We start from the raw sequence: 19,619 nt of genomic DNA on the forward strand, positions 1-19,619 counted from the left end.
TTCGCCGGCCCTCCGTGCGCAATCACCACGTCCCGCCCTGTGCGACAACGCACGGGGCGTCGCCCTGCCCGCGATGACACGAGAATCATGAAACACACAACCCGCTGGTCGCAGTTCGGTGTACTCATCACCGTCTTCTTCTTCTGGGGCTTCGTTGCCGCAAGCAACGGCATCCTCATTCCGGTGTTCAAGAAGGCGTTCCATCTCAGCCAGGCGCAGAGCATGTACGTGGCGATGGCTTTCTACGTTGCCTACACCGCCGGTTCGCTGATCTACATCGCCGTCTCCCGCGCCATCGGCAGCGACCTGCTGCACAGGGTGGGCTACCGCAACGGCATCTGCCTTGGCCTGCTGGTCTCGGCACTGGGTGCCCTGCTCTTCTATCCCGCGGCCAACACCGGCTCGTTTGCACTGATGCTGTCCGGCCTGTTCATCGTTGGCCTGGGCTTCTCGCTCCAGCAGATCGCAGCCAATACGCTGGCGGTGATCATGGGTGATCCGGCCACTGGATCGCAGCGCCTGACCATGGCCGGCGGTGTCAACAACCTGGGCGCGACGGTAGGCCCACTGCTGGTGAGCATTGCCATCTTTGGCAGCGTGTCAGCGGGCAACACAGAGGCGAGCATCGAGAGCGTAAAGATCCCATACCTGGTGCTGGGCGCCGCCTTCGTACTGGTAGCCGTGCTAATGCGGCTCTCGAGCGTGCCCAATCATGTCGAGCTGTCCGCGACGGTCCCCGCAGGTGCAACCGGGGCAGATCACCAGACAGATCGCAGATCTGCGCTCGCCTACCCGCAGCTGGTCATGGGCATGATCGCGATCTTCCTTTACGTCGGCGTGGAGGTATCGACCATCGACAATCTTCCAGCCTACCTTGAGCAGCCCTTGAGCAAGGGTGGACTGGGGCTGGAAACCTCGGTGATCGCCCCGTTCGTGTCGTTGTACTGGGCCAGCCTGATGATCGGCCGCTGGGGTGGTGCCGCAGGCGCGTTCGATGTGCGCGCAGGCACCCGGAAGCTGTTGATGCTGGTGTTGCCGTTCGTCGCGTTCGCCATCTACCTTGCCGTCAACGCGATCTCTGGCCACAACTCCGCACAGTTCCTGCACTACGCGCCGGTGATCGTCCTGATGATCATTGCCACCCTGGCCAGCAGGGGCAATCCGTCGCGCATGCTGCTGTACTTTGCCGTGTGTGGCATTGCGGCGCAGCTGGTCGGCATGTTCACCACCGGCATGACCAGTGTGATCGCCTTCATCAGTGTCGGGCTGTTCTGCAGCACGATGTGGCCCTGCATCTTTACCCTGGCCATCAGCGGCCTGGGCCGCCATACCAACCAGGCAAGCAGCCTGCTGATCATGATGATCATGGGCGGCGGCATCGTCAGTTGGGCGCAGGGTGCGCTTGCCGACAAGGTCGGCGTGCACTACAGCTTCATCATTGGCGTGCTGTGTTTCTGTTATCTGGCGTTCTACGCCTGGGCGGCCGGCCGTACACTTCGTCGCCAGGGTGTTGATCTGGAGCGATTGGCAACCGAAGCGGGCCACTGAGCTGAACCGCGCCCCTGCCCTGCCAGCGCGGCGTCCCGATCGCGCCGGCAGGCCGTTGGACCGCGTTCAATCGTGACGGACCGGCCCCGTGGATCGCCGGACCTGCAGGGCGTAGTCAATATCGACCACGCCACCGCTGCCGAGCTCGCGCACTTCCTTGATAAGCTCCATGGCCGCGCGCCGGCCCATCTCTCGGGTGGGCTGGCAGACCGTGGTCAACGCCGGATAGATCTGGCGGGCGATCGGCGTGTCATCGAAACCACAGACCGAGATGTCGCCCGGCACCGAAAGGCCGTGCTCGAACACCGCGCAGATGACCCCGGCCGCCATATCGTCGTTGGCAGCGAAGATGGCAGTCGGCCGATCAGGCCGATCAAGCAGTGCGTTGGCGCCGATGTAGCCGGATTCGTATGAGAACTCACCTTCCAGCACCAGGCTGGGGTCGTAGCGCAGGCCTGCCCTGCGCAGGCCTTCGCGATAGCCTGCCAGGCGCCACATGCTTGCGCCATGCGCGGCGTGTCCCTTGATATGGGCGATGCGGGTATGGCCCAGCGAGGCCAGGTGTGCGATCAGCGCCACCACCGCGCCGATTTCATCCACGACGACGCCCACGTTCCGGTTCTGTTCCTTCGCCGAAATGCTGGAGTACGGAATGCCCAGGTCGACCAGGCGTTCCAGCAGGGCCGTGTCGTCGGTCAGGGGCGGCGTCAGCACCACGCCGTCGAGCTGCGACTGCATGATCAATGACTCGACCTTTTCCACGATATCGGCCGCGTCGTAGATCAGCGGAGCGAGCATCAGGTTGTAGTGCTGTTCCATGCAGGCATCCAGCACCCCCATCTCGATCTCCATCAGATAGTTCGAGGACGGATTATCGAAGAGCATCGCGATCAGGTAGGAACGCCGGCCGGCGAGGACCCGTGCAGAGGGCAAGGGACGGTAACGCAGCTTTTCCACTGCCGCGTCCACCCGGGCCCGGGTGCTCTTGGAGACGTTCGGCTCGTTGTTGAGCACCCGCGAGACGGTCTTCATCGAGACCCCGGCCGTTGCCGCGACATCCTCGATCCGCACGCGTCCCGGCCTGCCTGCGAGCACCTGCTCAGGTCCCGGCATCCCCCGCCCTCTGCCCGTCATAGCCTCACCATCTCTACCGAAATCCTGCACCACGGGATGTGGATGCAGATGCAACTTTATCCTCAAAACCCATGCCGCTGTGCAGCAAGCATTCGTTCCACGGGCTGGGTATGCTCGACTTCGACTGACAACGCTGTCAGGTTGCTTTCTGGTCGCCGAGCCCATCCAAGCCACCCTTCCGAGATGATTGTTCCGATGAACGTCCGTCATTCCGATCGTGCGAAGCGCAACCCCGTTCTACGTCCACACCGCCTGCTGCTGGCTGCATCGCTTGCCATGGCGCTGGTGCCTGCGACCGGTGCGGCCCCTGCCCCGGTGAACGACGCAGGTACCATCACTCCCGCGCACTGGCCCAAGGCAACCTGGCCGCTGGCCAACGATCCGGCCATGGAACGACGCATCGACGCGCTGATCGCATCAATGACGCTGGAAGAAAAGGTCGGCCAGATCGTGCAGGGCGATATCGCCAGCATCACGCCCGACGACGTGCGCAGATATCGATTGGGTTCAATACTGGCGGGCGGCGCATCCGACCCAGGTGGCCGCTACAACGCAAAACCCGCCGAATGGCTTGCGCTGGCCGACGCGTTCTGGGAAGCCTCGATGGACACGCGCAACGGTGGCAAGGCCATTCCCATCGTCTGGGGCATTGATGCGATGCATGGCCAGAGCAATGTGGTGGGTGCCACTCTGTTCCCGCACAACATCGGCCTGGGCGCAGCGCGCAACCCGGAACTGCTGCGCGAGATCGCAAGGATCACCGCTGCCGAAACCCGTGTGACCGGCATGGAATGGACCTTCGCGCCGACCGTGGCCGTTCCGCAGGACGACCGCTGGGGGCGCACGTACGAAGGCTACTCGGAAGATCCGGCATTGGTGGCCAGCTATGCAGGGGCCTTCGTCGAAGGCCTGCAGGGCAAGGCCGGGGCTGCTGACTTCCTCGACGACCACCACGTGATGACCACGGTCAAGCATTTTCTCGGCGATGGCGGCACGGGCAATGGCAAGGACCAGGGCAACACCACGGTCAGCGAGGCAGAACTGCGCGACATCCATGCCGCCGGATACCTGCCGGCGATCAATGCGGGCGCGCAGTCGGTGATGGCGTCCTTCAACAGCTTCCATGGCGAGAAGATGCATGGGCACAAGCCGTTGTTGACCGATGTGCTGAAGGGCCGGATGGGCTTCGGCGGCTTCGTGGTCGGTGACTGGAACGGCCATGGCCAGATCAAGGGCTGCAGCAACACCGACTGCGCCAGGACCTACGTGGCGGGCCTGGACATGGCGATGGCACCGGACAGCTGGAAGGGGATGTATGAAAGCACGCTGGCCCACGTGAAGGACGGCAGCCTGCCGGAGGCGCGGCTGGACGATGCCGTCCGCCGCATTCTGCGGGCGAAGATGCGCATGGGCCTGTTCGACAAACCCAAGCCGTCCGAGCGCGCATTGGGCGGCAGATTCGAGCTGCTCGGGGCGCCGGCGCATCGCCAGGTGGCGCGGCAGGCCGTGCGTGAATCGCTGGTGCTGCTCAAGAACCAGAACCAGCTGCTGCCACTCCGGCCGAAACAACGGGTGCTGGTTGCGGGCGATGCCGCGAACGACATGAGCCGTCAGGCGGGCGGCTGGACGCTCAGCTGGCAGGGCGATGGCACGCGTCGGGAGGACTTCCCGAATGCTGAGACGATCTGGGAAGGCCTGGAGGCACAGGTCAGGTCGGGCGGCGGCCAGGCCGAACTGGCGGTCGATGGACGTTATCGCAACCGGCCCGATGTGGCCATCGTGGTGTTCGGCGAAGATCCGTATGCCGAATTCCAGGGCGACTTGCCCAACCTGATGTTCAAGAACGGCAAGTCCGGAGACCTGGAGCTGATGCGACGCCTGAAGGCAGACGGCATTCCGGTCGTGGGGGTGTTCCTGAGCGGGCGCCCGTTGTGGCTGAACCGCGAAATCAACGCCGCCGATGCCTTCGTGGCCGCATGGCTGCCGGGATCGGAAGGTGGGGGCGTGGCCGATGTGCTGCTGCGTGGGGCCGATGGGCGCGTGCAACACGACTTCCGCGGAAAGCTGAGCTACTCCTGGCCACGCCGCGCCAACCAGTACCAGAACAACGTGGGGCAGAAGGACTACGACCCGCAGTTCGCCTTCGGATACGGCCTGACCTATGCCGACAAGGGAAATCTGCCTGCGCTTTCCGAGGACCCGGGCATTGATCCGGACGCCGCCGGTAGCGGTACCCTGTTCGATCGTGGTGTGGCCGGCACTGGGCTGATGCTTCGCCTGACTGCCGCCAATGGCGAATCGACCGATGTCGTGCACCCCAATGCAAAGACTGCCGACCAGTCACTGGCGATGGTCGCAATCAACACCGATGTGCAGGAGGGCGCACGCCGGTTCAGTTTCCGGGCGCCGGCCACGGTGGCGTTGCAGGCCAATACTCCGCTGGACTGGTCGCGCGAGACCAACGGCGAGCTGTCCTTGGTAGCGACCATGCGTGTCGAGCAGCTCCCGGCGGAATCCGCAGTGACACTCGGTACCGCCTGCGGGGCGGCATGTGCTGCCGAGGTTGCGCTGGGCCCCGCGCTGTCGGCGGCGCCGCGCAATGAGTGGGTCAGGCTGGGCGTTCCCCTCAAGTGCCTGGCCAACGCCGGTGCGAACATGAGCCGCTTGAACGTGCCGTTTGCGCTGCGCGCCGGAAAGGGCACAACGCTTGCGATCACCTCGGTCGTACTGGGCACCGAGTTCGATCGCAAGGTGGAGTGTGCGTCGCAGTAGGCGCGGTGTTGAATGCCCTGGTGCGGCCGTCACGTAACGTGCCGCGCCAGGGCCTTTGCTGGGCAGCCGGCGCAGTATGATGCCGCAACCCCGGCACTTGCACTGATCGCAGCGGGCGCCTGCACGCCGATCACATGCGCCGGAGAACCGGCGACGCGGTCGATGGACGGCACCGCGCACGCCCCCTACCCCATGCTCGCTTCCCATTCTTCCCTCATCATCTGGATGGCGGTGGCCGTTGCCACTGTCGGCCTGCTGTTCCGTCCGTTCCGCATTCCGGAGTATGTATGGGCGCTCGGTGCGGCCGCGCTGCTTCCGCTCAGCGGCACTGTGTCGTTCGGCACTACCTGGCACGCAATCGCCGAGGGCCGCGATGTCTACCTGTTCCTGGTCGGCATGATGGTGCTGGCCGAGCTCGCCCGCCGCGAAGGGCTGTTCGATTGGCTGGCGTTGTACGCGGTGCGGCATGCGGGCGGATCGGGTCGGCGCCTGTTCGACCTGGTGTTCCTGGTCGGCACGCTGGTAACGGTGTTTCTTTCCAATGATGCGACAGCCGTGGTGCTGACGCCGGCGGTCTACGCGGCCTGCAAGGCGGCCCGGGCCAATCCCCTGCCCTACCTGTTCGTCTGTGCCTTCATCGCCAACGCGGCCAGCTTCGTGTTGCCCATCTCCAACCCGGCCAATCTCGTGGTGTACGGCCAGCACATGCCGCCGCTGCTGCAGTGGCTGGCGCAGTTCGCACTGCCCTCGCTGGCGGCGATCGGTGCGACCTATCTTGTGCTGCGCTGGGTGCACCGTCGCGAAATCGCACAGCCGCTGGTGGCCGCGCCGGCGCATCGCCCGTTGACCGAGGGTGGGCGCCTGAGTGCGCTGGGTGTGCTGTTCACCGGCACGGTGCTGCTGGTTACGTCCGCCTTGAACGGGCCGCTGGGCCTGACCACCTTCTGCGCGGGCACGCTGAGCGTGGTGGCGGTGGCGATCCGCCAGCGACGCAGCCCGCTGCCGCTGCTACGCCACGTATCCTGGGGGGTGCTGCCGCTGGTGGCGGGGCTGTTCGTGCTGGTGGAAGCGGTAGCGCAGACCGGTGTCATCCAGAGTTCGGCCAGCGCGCTGCAGGCGCTGGCGAAAACGTCGCCGCACCAGGCCAGCTGGCTGGCCGGCGGCGCCGCTGCACTGCTGAGCAACGTGGCCAACAATCTGCCGGTCGGCCTGGCGGCTGGTTCGTTGGGGCAGATGGCGGACCTGCCGGCGCAGACCCGTGCCGCATTGCTGGTCGGCGTGGATCTGGGCCCGAACCTGTCGGTGACCGGCTCGTTGGCCACGATGCTGTGGCTGATGGCGTTGCGTCGCGAAGGCGAGCATGTCAGCGCGCTCGACTTCCTGCGCGTCGGCGCGCTGGTGATGCCACCTGCACTCATCGCAGCGTTGTTGCTGCTGTGACCAGAGTGCAGGCGGCGCCCCTGCCCTAGAAGACCAGCTGCAGGCGGGTATTGAAGGTGGTGCCTTCATCCCTGCCCATTGCGCTGCCGTTGCGGTGACGGGTCTGCCAACGGACGGCTTCGAACATCACGCGACTGAAATCGTTGAGGTACCAGTTCGCGCCCAGGGTCCACGCGTTACCGGTACCACCACTGGGCAGCTCGGCATAGTCCACGTCTTCATAGCGGCCCTTCAGCTCCCAGGCACCGCCGCCGCCGCGCGTCACCGGATCGGCGACCTTCACCTTCCCCCAGGTACCGGCCTTGCCCGAGTACGAAGGCTGGGCGCCCGCCAGGAACCAGCCAGCCGAGATCGCCCACGCCGCGTGGTCGCGATCGTAGCGACCGCCGGCATCGGCCCCGCGCAGGCTTCGCGTACCCCACTCGCCCGTTGCCCACGCCGGGCCGAAGAAGCCGGCCAGTTCCGCACCGTACGCGGTGCTGCGCTCGGCGCCCAGCAGCGTGCCCGGTGTGATCCTGACCAGATCGTTGAAATGCCCCGCGATAGCCGAACTGCGCACCACGCCGCTGGCCCCGGCGGGAATCTTCTCGTGGAACGCCCATGCGCCCAGATGCAACGTGGCACCAGCGGTGTCCAGCGGATTCCAGTGCACGCGCGTGGCCCAGGTCTGGCTGTCGTTGTCGGTGCCGGCGTTGTTGAGATCGTTGCCGGCCACCGACAGGCTGGCGTGCCAGCCCTTTCCGTACACCCGCTCGGTCAGCCCGACACCGAACAGGCCGCGCTGCGGCAGCATCAACGTGCCGACCACGTTGCGTTCTTGGAACGGCGTGTTGGAGGTGCTGCTGGAGCCATCGATACCGCGATCGTTCAAGCGGTTGCCCATCGTGAGATCGGCCGGCAGGCCGAACAGGGTGTGGTCCAGCGTGGCGTAGACCGACTTCCAGGCCACCGCGTTGTCGGCGAAGTCACCCTCAACCACCCAGCCCAGTGTGCCGTAGCGTCCCTCGGCCCCCAGGCGCACCGAACGGACCTCGGTGCCCGAAACGTTGCGATCACCGACCGCCGAACCGTCCGTACTGGAGGCATCGACGAACAGGCGGCCGCGGGGACGGAACACCGTAGTGCCGTCGGCGCTGCTGAACTCGGGTGCGCCCTTGGCCCAGGAGACCTTGGGCTGCCTGGACTGGCCGGATTCCAGTGCGGCCACCCGCGTTTCCAGCGCGGGCGCGGGCGGCGCGGATAGTGCGGCCGCGGTGCCCTGCCCGCCCTCGACGGCGCGGAGGCGCGCTTCCAATTGCTGGATCTGCAGCGCCTGCTGCTGTACCAGGCGTGACAGCTCGGCCTGGCTCAGTGGCGTGGGCGGGGATGAAACAGACTGGGCGTCGGCGTGGCCACTGGCCAACAGCAGGCCGAGCGCGACCGGCAGCGCTGCCAGCGGCAGCACGGTGGAAGGGTTCATGGACTCTCTCTCCGGCCAGCCGGCCCCCTGGCCCGGCGCTGGCCTGTTGCGGTGGTGCGGGGGAAGATCGGGGGAGGAAGCTCGCGCCGCCGGATCGGACCGGCGGCGCGGCAGGCGGGCTCAGCCCGGCCCGGTCAGCTGGTGGCCTGTGCCTGGGCGTTGGGACGCCAGGTGATCAGCTTGTTCTCGACCACGTCCAGCAGGGCGTCGATGACCAGCACGAAGGCGGCCAGGATGATGATGCCGGCGAACACACCCACGGCATTGAAGTTGCCCTCGGCCTGCGCGATCAGGTAACCCAGGCCCGCCGAAGCGCCGAGGTACTCGCCGATGATCGCGCCGACCACGGCAAAGCCGACCGAGGTGCGCAGCGAGGACAGGATCCAGCTCGCCGCTGCCGGGAAGTAGACATGGCGCAGCAGATCGCTGCGGCTTGCGCCCAGGATGCGGGCATTGGCCAGCACCACCGGATTCACCTCGCGCACGCCCTGCATGGCGTTGAAGAACGTGGTGAAGAACACCAGCGTGACCGCCAGCGCCACCTTCGACCACAGGCCCAGCCCCAGCCACAACACGAAAATCGGCGCCAGCACTACGCGCGGAATCGCGTTGAAGCCTTTGATGAAGGGATCGAGGATGCGCGCCGAACGGCGGCTCAGGCCCAGCCAGACACCGCCAGCCACGCCCAGGCCGGTGCCGATGATGTAGCCCAGCGCGGTTTCAGTAAGGGTGATGTAGACATGCTGGTAGAACGAGGTATCGGACAACCAGGTCCAGGCCTGCTGCACGATGGCCGTCGGCGAAGGGAAGAAGAACGGATCGATCACGCCCAGCGCGATACCGCCTTCCCAGCCGCCGAACACGGCGACCACCAGCGCGAGCTGGATGAATTTGTCAGTCTTGGCGTGCATAGCTCTTCTCCACTTCGCCGCGCAGGCAGGCCCAGATGTCGCGGTACAGGTCGGTGAAACGGTCATCCAGCTTGATCTCGGCCACATTGCGCGGCCGTTCCAGATCCACGTCGAAACTGCGCACCACGCGGCTCGCCGGGCCGGAGGACAGCACCACCACGCGGTCACCCAGCGCGATTGCTTCTTCCAGGTCATGGGTAATCAGGATCACCGAGCGGCGATCCTCCTGCCACAGGCGCAGCAGCTCGTTCTGCATCAGGTGGCGGGTGTGGATGTCCAGCGCCGAGAACGGCTCGTCCATCAGGATCACCTTCGGCTCGACGATCAGCGCCTGCGCCATCTGCACACGCTTGCGCTGGCCACCGGACAACTGGTGCGGATAGCGATGCTCGAAACCGGCCAGGCCGACCTTGGCCAGCCACGCGTTGGCTTTGGCCTTGCGTTCGGCTTCGGGCACGCCGCGGAAGCGCAGGCCCAGCTCGACGTTCTGGAAAGCTGTCTTCCACGGCAGCAGGGCGTCCTGCTGGAACAGGTAGCCGACCGACTCCTGCACGCCGCTGACCGTGCGGCCATCGATGGCCACGTCGCCCGAGGATGGCTTCAGCAGGCCCGCCACGGAATTGAGGATGGTGCTCTTGCCGCACCCGGTGGGCCCAACGATGGCGAGGAACTCGCCGTCACCTACCTGGATGTCGACATCGCGAACGGCGGTGAACTCGCCGAAGGACATGGTCACCTTGTTGATGGCGACCATGGTCTGTGCAGGCTCCAGCTGCGGTGCGCCGTTGAGTTGGCGCACGGTGGCATTGAGGGCCATGGGGTTACCTCCGCTTACGGTTGGGCAGCCGGCGCCGCAGCGTTGGCACGCTCGACGAAGGCATTGGTGTAGGTCCTGGACAGATCGATGTTGGCCTTGGCCACATCCGTATTGAACTCACGCAGCACCTTCAACGGCGTCTCCAGGTCGGCCGGGGTGAAGCGTCCATCGCGGGTGAATATCGCGCGGGCGTTCTCCACCGCGCGGGCATAGGTGGCGCGGTCGCCGGAGACATAGCTGTCCGGCAGCGCGGCAACGATCTCCTCGGCACTGTTGTCGGCGATGAACTTCAACGCCATCTGCTCGGCACGGGCGATCTTCTCGGCCGCTTCGGGGCGCTTGTCCAGGAAGCTCTGGTTGGCATACATCACTGAGGTCGGGTACAGCCCGCCATAGACCTGGCGGGCGCCTTCGTCGCTGCGCGCGTCGAGGATGATCTTCCCGACCTTGCGCTCGGTGATCAGGGTTGCAGCCGGATCGTAGTTGACCAGCAGGTCGATCTTGCCCTGCTCGAGCGCGGCGACTGCAGCAGCGCCGGAGCCGACGCCGATCAGCGAAATGCTGTCGGCCGGAATATCGTGCTGCGCCAGGAAGTGGCGGACGAAGAAGTCGGACGAGGAGCCCGGGGCCGTGATGCCGACCTTCTGGCCCTTGATGGACTCCGGTCGCGCAGGATCAAACGTGGCATCTTCGCGCCCCGCCATCACCAGGCCGGAATTGCGCGAGAGCAGCACGAAGGCCACCACGTCCTTGCCCTTGGCCTGCATCTGGATGGTGTGGTCGTAGAAACCGACCGCCACGTCGGTGGAATTCGCCACCAGGGCCTGCAGCACCTTCGAGCCACCCTGGGCGAAGTTCTCGGTTTTTACGTCCAGGCCGACGTCCTTGAAGTAGCCCTTGGCATCGGCAATGAAGAACGGAAGGTTGTTGAGGTTGTAGGAGCCGACGCTGATGCGCACGGGTGCATCGTCACCGGTGCCGGTGGATGCGCCATCGGGGCGCCCGCTGTTGCTGCAACCGGCCGCGGCCAGACCGGCCGCGCACAGCGCGGCCATGAAGAACTGCTTGTACATCATCCCTCCCAGGAGTGAAGCATCTACGTTGTAATGGCTGGCATGCGCGTCTGCGCCGGCCCTGCCGGGTTCAGATCATGCCGCTGACGTCCATTGGCGGGCTTGGGTGGCACTGGCCGCGGCGGGCGCGGGCGAAGTCGCGTACACGCGCCCCTCGAACAGGCGGCGTGCGGTGCGGACCACGCTGGCAATCACCGGTGCGTCATCCGAGCTGCGACTGAGGCCCACCTGCAGATCCCCGCTCGGATGTTCGAGGGTAATGCTGCCGGGAACGGACAGGCACCCGACCAAAGTGTGGGCCAGCGTGCCCGGCGTGACGGCGGCGGTGGCCAGGCCGACCGCGCCGGTAATGGCCAGTGCGGTGTGGCATTGGTGCGGCATGAAGTAACGCACCTGCAGATCGCCGCCGTGTTGCGGCGCCGACAGCAGCACCGGCTTGGGAATGACCTTGTTGCCGGCGTCGGCGATACCCATTCGGGCGCCCGCCTCGATGCGCAGCGCTTCCAGCCGGCGCATGAACGCGGCATCCGCGTTCAGTTCGGCGGGCGAGGCATCACCGTGCACGCCCAGGTCTTCGGCACGCACCAGCATCATCGGCATGGCGCAGTCCACCAGGCTGACCGGCACGCCATCGATGGTTTCCCGGGCGTGGCCGCTGGGCAGCAGCTTGCCGGTGCGGGCGCCTGCGGCATCAAGGAAGGAAAGCCTGACCGGCGCGGCCGAGCCCGGTGCGCCGGCAATGCGCGTATCACCGCGGTAGACCACATGGCCACCCGGCGTTTCCACCGTGGCGATGATCAGCTTGCCGGTGTTGACGTTGTGGATGCGCACCTCGGTCTGCGGATCCTGAGCCTGCACCAGCCCCCGCTCGATGGCGTACGGGCCCACCGCCGCCAGCATGTTGCCGCAGTTGGGGGACGTGTCCACCACCTGCTGCTCCACCCGTACCTGGGCGAACAGATAATCCACGTCGGCGTCTGCCCGGCTGGATCGGTCGATGATGGCCACCTTGCTGGTCAGCGCGTTGCCGCCACCGATGCCATCGATCTGCAGCGGATGGCCCGACCCCATTACTTCCACCAGCAGGCGATCGCGTTCAGCAATGTCCGCCGGAAGGTCGCTGGCCAGGAAGAACGGGCCCTTGGATGTACCACCGCGCATGAGTACGCAGGGAATGCTGAGCAGATCGTTGGACATACGTGTGCTAGATTGATGCGTGTAGGGGATGAATGACCCCTCTGTGATTCGATACTGGCATGACCCCAATTGATCTGTGAATTGCTGATTTTTGGATGATTGATACCCAATGAGCATCAATTGCGAGATCCTGGATCTACGCGCATTCCTGCTGGTGTCGGAGACGCGCAGCTTCCACCGCGCCGCGGAGATCCTGCACGTCTCCCAGCCGGCACTCAGCCGACGGATACAGAAGCTGGAGCAGGCTGTGGGTTCGCCACTGCTGGAGCGCACCACGCGCAGCGTCAGCACCACCGCCGTCGGCGAGAACCTGCTGCCGCTGGTGCGTCGCATGCTGGAGGAATTCGATGGGTCACTGTTCTCACTGCGGGGCCGGGACGATACGCGGGGCGCTACCGTCACCATCGCCTGCCTGCCCACGGCGGCGTTCTACTTCCTGCCCAGCGTGATGGCGCGTTTCCATGAAGCGCATCCCAACGTGCGCTTCCGGATCCTGGATATCCCGGCCACCGAAGGCCTGCAGGCGGTAGAGCGTGGCGAAGTCGAGTTCGGCATCAACTTCATGGGCGCCAACGATCCGAATCTCGATTTCGACGTGCTGGCCGAAGATCCCTTCGTGCTGGCCTGCCGACGCGATCATCCGCTGGCCCGCAAGCGCAAGGTTGAATGGGCCGATCTGGCCGAGCACCAGCTGATCACCGTGCATCGCACCAGCGGCAACCGCACGCTGCTGGATGGTGCCCTGGCGCGCGAGAACCTCAAGCTGAGCTGGCACTACGAAGTGACCCACCTGTCGACATCACTGGGCATGGTCGAGGCCGGCATCGGCGTGTCGGTCCTGCCGAAAATGGCCACGCCGGACGGGGATCATCCGACCCTGGTGACGCGCACGATTGGTAACCCCGTGGTGTCGCGCACGATCGGGATCGTCCGTCGCCGGGGCGCCCTGCTCTCGCCTACTGCGGAACGCTTTCTGCAGATGTTGATGAGCCAGTGGCGCGGGGAGACCTGAGCATCGTTTGCTGGACAGGCCGCCCCCGGATCTGGCCGAGGGTGATGGCCGGGCATGGCTCGGCCCTACAGAGGAGCCAGCTCGCGCGCAAGGAAAGGCGCTGTCCTGCTTCCCCGCGCGCGGGCCACCTGTTGCGGCGTTCCCTTCGCCACGATGGTGCCACCCGCGCTGCCTGCGCCCGGCCCGACGTCAATCACCCAGTCCGCCTGGGCGACCGCCCGCATGTCATGCTCGATCATCACCACCGTATTTCCTGCGTCGACCAGCCGCTGCAGCTGAACCAGCAGCCTGTCCGCATCCGACGCGTGCAGGCCGGTGGTGGGTTCGTCCAGCACGTAAAGCGTGCGCCCGCGCTGGCTGCGCTGCAGTTCGGTGGCCAGCTTGATGCGCTGGGCCTCGCCGCCTGAAAGCTCCGTGGCCGGCTGGCCCAGCCTCAGGTAGCCCAGGCCGATGTCCTGCAGCAGCTGCAACGGCCGGGCAATCACCTCTTCCGCCATGAAGAATGCATGCGCCTGGTCCACGGTCATCTGCAGGACCTCGGCGATGTTGCGGTCATTCCATAGCACCTTCAGCGTGGCCTCGTTGTAGCGGGCGCCGTGGCAGGTGGGGCATGGGGCATAGACGCTGGGCATGAACAGCAGTTCGACACTCACGAAACCCTCGCCTTCGCAGGTTTCGCATCGGCCCTTGGCTACGTTGAACGAGAAACGACCCGCATCGAAGCGACGACGACGTGCGGCGGGCGTCGCCGCGAACAGTTTGCGCACGTGATCGAACAGCCCGGTATAGGTGGCCAGGTTGGAGCGTGGCGTGCGGCCGATCGGCTTCTGGTCGACCTGCACGACCCGCTGGATGGCGTCCACATCACCGGCCAACTGGCCACGGGTGGTTTCCATCACCGTCGGCCCGTCGTCCGGCGACGCCTCGGCGCCATCGTCCGCGGGTTCATGCCCCAGGTGCAGCAGCATCAGCTCGGGCAAGGCCTGTGCCATCAGGCTGGACTTGCCCGACCCCGAAATGCCGGTCACGGCCGTCAGCAAACCCAGCGGCACCTGCGCGTCCACTCCCTGCAGGTTGTGGCGATGGATGCCCTGCAGTTCCAGCCAGTGGGTGGCGGTGCGCTGCCGCCGGGTGGGCGCGGGTACCTGGTCGAACAGATACAGTGCCGTGCGCGACTCCTGCACCTGGCGCAGGCCATCGGGCTCGCCGCTGTAGAGCACGCGCCCGCCCCGCTCACCGGCCTCCGGGCCCACATCCACCAGCCACTGCGCGCGGCGCATCAGCTCCAGATCGTGCTCGACCACGAACACCGAGTTGCCACCATCACGCAGCCGGTCCAGCGCGTCGTACAGCGCCTGGCTGTCGGCGGGATGCAGTCCGGCCGAAGGCTCGTCGAGCACGTACAGCACACCAAACAGCAACGAGCTGAGCTGCGTGGCCAGCCGCAGGCGCTGCAGTTCGCCGGCGGACAGCGTGGGCGTGGCGCGGTCCAGCGAGAGATAGCCCAGGCCAAGCTCGCGCAGTTGCCGTACCCGCCCCATGACCCCGCCCGCCAGCCGCTGTGCGGCCAGCCGCTTCTCTTCGGACAGGGCCGAGGTCAGGCGCACGTCGGGGGCGCCCTCGTGCGTCGCGCGGCCACTCGCGGCGCGCCGGGCACGATCGCGGGGTGTCGCATGCCTGCTGATAGGTGCACCCTTGCTGTGTGCGCCGAAATCACCTTCCGCGATGGGCTCCAGCAGATCCGCCAGTTGATCCAGGGGCAACCGCATGAACTCACCGATATCCACGCCCGCGAAGGTGACCGAGAGCGCTTCCGGCTTCAGGCGCTTTCCGTGGCAGGACGGGCACAGCTTGCCTTCCATGTAGCGGGAAACCCGTTTGCGCATCAGCGCGCTCTGGGTGTTGGCGAAGGTATGCAGCACATAGCGACGCGCGCCGGTGTATGTACCCATGTAGCTCGGCTCGAGCTTTCGCTTGAGCGCAGCCCGGGTCTCGGCAGGCGTGAAGCCTGCATAGACCGGCACGGTGGGCGTTTCTTCCGTGAACAGGATCCACTCCCGATCCTTCTTCGGCAGCTTCTTCCACGGTACGTCGATGTCGTAGCCGAGCGTGACCAGGATGTCGCGCAGGTTCTGGCCATGCCAGGCCGGCGGCCAGGAGGCGATGGCGCGCTCGCGGATGCTCAGCGACGGATCCGGCACCATCAAGGCTTCCGTCACCTCGTAGACGTGCCCCAGCCCGTGACAGGTGCTGCAGGCGCCCTGCGGGGTATTGGGCGAAAAGTCCTCGGCGTAAAGCATCGGCTGGTTGGCCGGGTACGCACCTGCACGCGAATACATCATGCGCACCAGGCTGGACAGCGTAGTGACGCTGCCCACCGATGAGCGCGCGTTGCTGGCGCCGCGCTGCTGTTGCAGGGCCACTGCCGGCGGCAACCCGTCGATGGCGTCCACATCGGGCACGCCGGCCTGGTCGATCAGGCGCCGTGCATACGGCGCAACCGACTCAAAGTAGCGCCGCTGCGCCTCCGCGAAGATCGTGCCGAACGCCAGCGATGACTTGCCGGAGCCCGAAACACCGGAAAACACCACCAATGCGTTGCGCGGGATGGAGACGTCGACATTCCTGAGGTTGTGCTCGCGCGCGCCGCGCACCTCGACGCAACCGCTGGCAGCGGCGGCACATGACGATTCACCAAAGGGGGGCTTGGACATCTTCGCGATCCTGCAGGCAGTGAGCGGCGCGCGTAGGGGCGCGCCCGATAGTGCATTTTCGCTGTTGTGGAGTGAATGCGGGTGATGGCGTGGTCACGCCATGGTGCGCCGATACAACTGATCGAGCGTAGCCGTGCGAACCAGGCGGCCGCGATTGTAGAAATGCAGCACCGGCTCGCTCAACGTCACGTCAGCCGGAACCAGGTTCATGCCTTCGCAGCCGACCACGACCGAGCCCCATCGTCCGACGGGAACAACCCGCGATGCCATCCGGGTATCAGCGAGGCATCCTGGCCCGATTCCTGTGGCATTACCCGCGTTGAATTGACGGCTGGATCCGAATCGGTACAGAGATTCCGCGCGGGGGGAGCATGCCGTGAACCTCTCCGGCGGCAGCAGCGGGGCATCGGCAAGCGCCGGGCCCGCAGCAAATGCGGCGATGAGCGTGATGAAAGCCTTCATGTCGCTGCACATCCCAAGGGAGCGGCCGCCGAACCGCAAACTAAGCGGCGTGCACGTAGGGCTCAACCGCGGCGGCCAGCACATCGATACCCCACGCAGAACCCGCAATCTCCTCGGGCTGGCTTCTCTTGAAGCGTGACCAGTCGGCCCTGGCAAGCCTGCCGACCAGAAGCTGGTCGGCAGGAAGCTGGTGCATCGACCAATAGGGGAACTGCCGGGTAGAGACACGTCCCCGGGCCAGCTCCACCACATCCGTGTGGCTGGTCGATTGCAGCACCCGCTCGTAAACGCTGGCCACCCCATCTTCCGGCCCTTCGAAGTACTGCACGAATCGCGTGCCGTCATGCAGCAGCACGCCTGTCACCCCTGCAAGCTTGTTGAACCTCGCGGCATCGGTGACGAGTGCTTCCAGGCGGTCAATCGAAAGGCCTTCAACGGCCTGGCTTGCGTATACAACGGCCCGGATGGGCATGGACTTCGCCTTGAATGCAGGGCCACGTCGGCACCTATTCACACTCTAGCACCCGGCGCAAGTCCGGGCCGTGATGCGTATTCTTAATTCTTCAGAATACGGTTCGCGCCTAGCAGCGCGACAGGCGGCATGATGAACGCCCCCATACGTTCAGGGCTTTATTCATCTTCATGCGCGACATCGGACAGTTCTATGTAAACAGCGTCGAAGGAGTGGCGCGTGAGGATGGCACCCTGCTGCAGGTCACCCGGATCGATTGTTCCTGCCTGAAGTGTTCAAGGCAGTTCCGCGCCATTCCTGATCATGGCCTCGTCGATCTCAACGGCGCTGCTTCGCTCAGTTGCCCAGGCTGTGGCAACCACCAGTCCGTCAGCCGGGCGCGGCTGGAGGAGTTCGTGCTGCGTAGTGATGCATGAGCTGAAGCGCGCCGTTTCTCGACACTGTGCCAACCCTGTCGACACCTTCGCCTCGCATCTTCCCGTAGTGCACCCACAACGGCGTTCCAATGAGTCATACCGGCCTATTCAAGATCAGGGACCTCACCTACACGCCAGGCGCGGAGGGCGACCTGGCCCGTGCCCTGCAGATCGAAGCCACCTGCACGGCCTGCGGCGCAACCAGCGTCTGGGGCGAGCAGGAAATGGAGCATGTGCGAGGAGGAACCGTGCTTGCGTGCCGGGCGTGCGGTACGCGCCAGGCCATCAGCAATGCGGGCCTGATCAGTACCCCGTCAGGGATACGCCACCGCCGGGGCTGAGCGGGGCGGCACCGGGTCATGCGCTGCCCGGCAGGCACGATTGATGGCCTGTCAGCGGCGGGCAACCGATGGCAGCGCCCGATGCTGGTTGATCCAGTCCAACGACTGGGCAATTCCACCGAACGGAAAGAAGTGCGGGCTGACCAACCCGTGGGCATCAGTCAAACCGCCCGCCAGACGGTCCACGAACACCTCCGGGCCCGCGCTGCCCAGCAACCGGCCGATCGAGATGCCATACCGGGACAGCATCAATGCACTGGCCCCCACCCCGCACATTGCGGCGTAGCGTACCAACCGCGCGATGCTTGCCGGGCCCGGCACGCCAACGAGCACCGGAACGTGGATGCCACGGGCGCGCAGCGCGTGCAACCAGGCCAGGACGATGTCGGCATCGAAGGCGAACTGCGTGATGATCATTGGCGCCATGCCGCGCGCTTCGATGGACTGGCACTTGTGTTCCAGTACCTGCCAGCACGCGTCACTGCCCAGGACCGGATGGCCATCGGGGTGACCGCCGATGGCGACGACCTTGATACCGGCCCTCTCCAGAAGGCCGCTCTCGATGATCGAAGCGCTGTCAGCAAACGGTCCGGCGGGCGTGGCCAGGTCGCCGGCGATCACCAAGCACTGGGCGACACCTGCCTCGTTGGCGGCACGCTGCAGGAAGCGCTCAAGCACCGCACGCGACCCGATGCGCCGCGCCGAGAGATGCGGCATCGGCTCGAAGCCCAGTTCACGCACCCTGCGCGCCGCTGCCAGGCGTGCGTCGTCGTCCTCGCTGGCCAGCCAGGGAATGGAGATCGTGGTGCCACGCGGAATGCGGGTGGCTTCGGCACCCAGCGCCGGCATGGCCCTGGCGCTCACCTCCAGCGAAAAAGCATCAAGGAAGGCCTGCACCCGCAGCGACGTAGGCGCGGACATCACGCGCCCACGCCTGCATTGCTGGCCAGGGGCGAACTGTTCCGCGCCAGTTCGATGAAGGCCTGCAGGTAGTCGATGCTGGTATCGGCTTCGCGCGCACCCAGATAGATCTGCTTGGGAATGCCCTTCGCACCGAGGCGCACCGGCACCACGTCCATGCGGGTGGCGTACTCTTCCACCAGCCAGCGCGGCATGGCGGCCACGCCACGACCGCTGGCCACCATCTGCATCATGATGTCGGTGGTTTCAATGGCCTTGTGCCGTCGCGGCGTAATGCCGGCCGGCAGCAGGAACTGGTTGTAGATGTCCAGGCGCTCGAACGGCACCGGATAGCTGATCAGCACTTCCTGGCCGAGCTGGCGCGGCTTCACGTAATCCACCTTGGCCAGGGCGTGGTTGCTGGCCACCACCAGCACCTGCTCGTAGTCGAACACGGGAATGAACTTGAGGCCTGGCTTGAGCAGTGGATCGGGGGTAACCAGCAGATCGATCTCGTAGCCGAACAGCGCGCCGATGCCGCCGAACTGGAACTTCTGCTTGACGTCCACATCCACATCCGGCCACGCGGCCAGGTACGGCGAGACGATCTTCAGCAGCCACTGGTAGCAGGGATGGCATTCCATGCCGATGCGCAGCGCGCCGCGCTCGCCCTGTGCGAACTGGCCCAACCGCTCCTCGGCCAGATCCAGCTGCGGCAGCACGCGGTTGGCGACGGCCAGCAGGTATTGCCCGGCCTGGGTCAGGCGCAGGCTGCGGCCTTCGCGCAGCCATACATCAGTGCCCAGCTGCTGTTCCAGCTTCTTCATGCTGTGGCTCAGGGCCGACTGGGTCAGGTTCAGTACGCCGGCGGCCGCGGTAAGCGAGCCCTGCTGCTCGACCTGCTGCACGATGCTGAGGTGGATCCGCTCCAGCATGACGATGAATCCTGCT

16 protein-coding genes are annotated in these 19,619 nt (G+C 65.7%); 5 read left to right on the top strand and 11 right to left on the bottom strand.

Features of this window, described 5'->3' with window-relative positions:
* The first annotated feature begins 39 nt into the window (after positions 1-39).
* Complete coding sequence (locus tag AC5P9N_RS02405; protein ID WP_262088496.1) at positions 40-1,548, top strand: MFS transporter; 1,509 nt, start codon at positions 40-42, stop codon at positions 1,546-1,548.
* 66 nt (positions 1,549-1,614) lie between these two features.
* Here AC5P9N_RS02405 and AC5P9N_RS02410 read toward each other — a convergent pair whose 3' ends face one another.
* Entirely contained in the window at positions 1,615-2,661 is a 1,047-nt protein-coding gene (locus AC5P9N_RS02410; protein ID WP_005409722.1) for a LacI family DNA-binding transcriptional regulator, read from the bottom strand.
* A gap of 216 nt (positions 2,662-2,877) precedes the next feature.
* Between AC5P9N_RS02410 and AC5P9N_RS02415 the strand changes: the two genes are divergently transcribed.
* Complete coding sequence (locus AC5P9N_RS02415; RefSeq protein ID WP_148239660.1) at positions 2,878-5,454, top strand: glycoside hydrolase family 3 protein; 2,577 nt, start codon at positions 2,878-2,880, stop codon at positions 5,452-5,454.
* Between the two features lie 162 nt (positions 5,455-5,616).
* A complete protein-coding gene (locus AC5P9N_RS02420) occupies positions 5,617-6,894 on the top strand; it encodes an arsenic transporter (protein ID WP_099484637.1) in 1,278 nt (425 codons plus the stop codon).
* Positions 6,895-6,919: 25 nt separating this feature from the next.
* Here AC5P9N_RS02420 and AC5P9N_RS02425 read toward each other — a convergent pair whose 3' ends face one another.
* The 5 genes from AC5P9N_RS02425 to AC5P9N_RS02445 form a co-directional block, all read right to left on the bottom strand.
* Complete coding sequence (locus AC5P9N_RS02425; protein WP_043033424.1) at positions 6,920-8,353, bottom strand: OprO/OprP family phosphate-selective porin; 1,434 nt, start codon at positions 8,351-8,353, stop codon at positions 6,920-6,922.
* A gap of 134 nt (positions 8,354-8,487) precedes the next feature.
* The gene (locus AC5P9N_RS02430; RefSeq protein WP_005409726.1) at positions 8,488-9,264 is read right to left on the bottom strand and encodes an ABC transporter permease; all 777 of its coding nucleotides are present in this window, start codon (positions 9,262-9,264) and stop codon (positions 8,488-8,490) included.
* Complete coding sequence (locus AC5P9N_RS02435; RefSeq protein ID WP_005413494.1) at positions 9,248-10,081, bottom strand: ABC transporter ATP-binding protein; 834 nt, start codon at positions 10,079-10,081, stop codon at positions 9,248-9,250. The genes AC5P9N_RS02430 and AC5P9N_RS02435 overlap by 17 nt, the downstream gene beginning before the upstream one ends.
* A gap of 14 nt (positions 10,082-10,095) precedes the next feature.
* Positions 10,096-11,154: an ABC transporter substrate-binding protein gene (locus AC5P9N_RS02440; RefSeq protein ID WP_044571384.1), complete on the bottom strand. Its 1,059-nt coding sequence runs from the start codon at positions 11,152-11,154 to the stop codon at positions 10,096-10,098.
* Positions 11,155-11,229: 75 nt separating this feature from the next.
* The gene (locus AC5P9N_RS02445) at positions 11,230-12,351 is read right to left on the bottom strand and encodes a 4-oxalomesaconate tautomerase (protein ID WP_099484638.1); all 1,122 of its coding nucleotides are present in this window, start codon (positions 12,349-12,351) and stop codon (positions 11,230-11,232) included.
* Between the two features lie 109 nt (positions 12,352-12,460).
* Between AC5P9N_RS02445 and AC5P9N_RS02450 the strand changes: the two genes are divergently transcribed.
* Complete coding sequence (locus tag AC5P9N_RS02450; RefSeq protein WP_005409730.1) at positions 12,461-13,363, top strand: LysR family transcriptional regulator; 903 nt, start codon at positions 12,461-12,463, stop codon at positions 13,361-13,363.
* Between the two features lie 65 nt (positions 13,364-13,428).
* Here AC5P9N_RS02450 and AC5P9N_RS02455 read toward each other — a convergent pair whose 3' ends face one another.
* From AC5P9N_RS02455 to AC5P9N_RS02465, 3 genes are all read right to left on the bottom strand, one after another.
* Entirely contained in the window at positions 13,429-16,077 is a 2,649-nt protein-coding gene (locus AC5P9N_RS02455; protein WP_099484639.1) for an excinuclease ABC subunit UvrA, read from the bottom strand.
* A 93-nt stretch (positions 16,078-16,170) separates the two neighbouring features.
* Positions 16,171-16,539: a hypothetical protein gene (locus tag AC5P9N_RS02460; RefSeq protein WP_134946164.1), complete on the bottom strand. Its 369-nt coding sequence runs from the start codon at positions 16,537-16,539 to the stop codon at positions 16,171-16,173.
* A 40-nt stretch (positions 16,540-16,579) separates the two neighbouring features.
* The gene (locus AC5P9N_RS02465; RefSeq protein ID WP_043033421.1) at positions 16,580-17,011 is read right to left on the bottom strand and encodes a BLUF domain-containing protein; all 432 of its coding nucleotides are present in this window, start codon (positions 17,009-17,011) and stop codon (positions 16,580-16,582) included.
* 170 nt (positions 17,012-17,181) lie between these two features.
* On the opposite strand from AC5P9N_RS02465, the gene AC5P9N_RS02470 reads away from it, so the two are divergent.
* Positions 17,182-17,427: a hypothetical protein gene (locus AC5P9N_RS02470; RefSeq protein ID WP_012480318.1), complete on the top strand. Its 246-nt coding sequence runs from the start codon at positions 17,182-17,184 to the stop codon at positions 17,425-17,427.
* Between the two features lie 392 nt (positions 17,428-17,819).
* Here AC5P9N_RS02470 and AC5P9N_RS02475 read toward each other — a convergent pair whose 3' ends face one another.
* Together AC5P9N_RS02475 and AC5P9N_RS02480 are read right to left on the bottom strand one after the other, a co-directional pair.
* Positions 17,820-18,689 carry a methylenetetrahydrofolate reductase gene (locus tag AC5P9N_RS02475; protein WP_012480319.1) on the bottom strand — a complete coding sequence of 290 codons (870 nt, stop codon included), beginning with the start codon at positions 18,687-18,689 and terminating at the stop codon, positions 17,820-17,822.
* The gene (locus AC5P9N_RS02480; protein WP_012480320.1) at positions 18,689-19,603 is read right to left on the bottom strand and encodes a LysR family transcriptional regulator; all 915 of its coding nucleotides are present in this window, start codon (positions 19,601-19,603) and stop codon (positions 18,689-18,691) included. Before AC5P9N_RS02480 ends, AC5P9N_RS02475 begins: the two co-directional genes overlap by 1 nt.
* Positions 19,604-19,619 lie beyond the last annotated feature (16 nt).

The sequence above is a fragment of the Stenotrophomonas sp. YJH_SMC_6 genome (assembly GCF_059371335.1).

Excerpts from the sequence above, each read along its gene's own strand:
- AC5P9N_RS02475 (WP_012480319.1), bottom strand. The coding sequence starts at position 18,689 with ATGTCCGCGCCTACGTCGCTGCGGGTGCAGGCCTTCCTTGATGCTTTT.
- AC5P9N_RS02460 (WP_134946164.1), bottom strand. The coding sequence starts at position 16,539 with ATGAAGGCTTTCATCACGCTCATCGCCGCATTTGCTGCGGGCCCGGCG.
- AC5P9N_RS02480 (WP_012480320.1), bottom strand. The coding sequence starts at position 19,603 with ATGCTGGAGCGGATCCACCTCAGCATCGTGCAGCAGGTCGAGCAGCAG.
- AC5P9N_RS02445 (WP_099484638.1), bottom strand. The coding sequence starts at position 12,351 with ATGTCCAACGATCTGCTCAGCATTCCCTGCGTACTCATGCGCGGTGGT.
- AC5P9N_RS02415 (WP_148239660.1), top strand. The coding sequence starts at position 2,878 with ATGAACGTCCGTCATTCCGATCGTGCGAAGCGCAACCCCGTTCTACGT.
- AC5P9N_RS02420 (WP_099484637.1), top strand. The coding sequence starts at position 5,617 with ATGGACGGCACCGCGCACGCCCCCTACCCCATGCTCGCTTCCCATTCT.
- AC5P9N_RS02470 (WP_012480318.1), top strand. The coding sequence starts at position 17,182 with ATGCGCGACATCGGACAGTTCTATGTAAACAGCGTCGAAGGAGTGGCG.
- AC5P9N_RS02440 (WP_044571384.1), bottom strand. The coding sequence starts at position 11,154 with ATGTACAAGCAGTTCTTCATGGCCGCGCTGTGCGCGGCCGGTCTGGCC.
- AC5P9N_RS02455 (WP_099484639.1), bottom strand. The coding sequence starts at position 16,077 with ATGTCCAAGCCCCCCTTTGGTGAATCGTCATGTGCCGCCGCTGCCAGC.
- AC5P9N_RS02450 (WP_005409730.1), top strand. The coding sequence starts at position 12,461 with ATGAGCATCAATTGCGAGATCCTGGATCTACGCGCATTCCTGCTGGTG.
- AC5P9N_RS02430 (WP_005409726.1), bottom strand. The coding sequence starts at position 9,264 with ATGCACGCCAAGACTGACAAATTCATCCAGCTCGCGCTGGTGGTCGCC.
- AC5P9N_RS02465 (WP_043033421.1), bottom strand. The coding sequence starts at position 17,011 with ATGCCCATCCGGGCCGTTGTATACGCAAGCCAGGCCGTTGAAGGCCTT.
- AC5P9N_RS02410 (WP_005409722.1), bottom strand. The coding sequence starts at position 2,661 with ATGCCGGGACCTGAGCAGGTGCTCGCAGGCAGGCCGGGACGCGTGCGG.
- AC5P9N_RS02435 (WP_005413494.1), bottom strand. The coding sequence starts at position 10,081 with ATGGCCCTCAATGCCACCGTGCGCCAACTCAACGGCGCACCGCAGCTG.
- AC5P9N_RS02425 (WP_043033424.1), bottom strand. The coding sequence starts at position 8,353 with ATGAACCCTTCCACCGTGCTGCCGCTGGCAGCGCTGCCGGTCGCGCTC.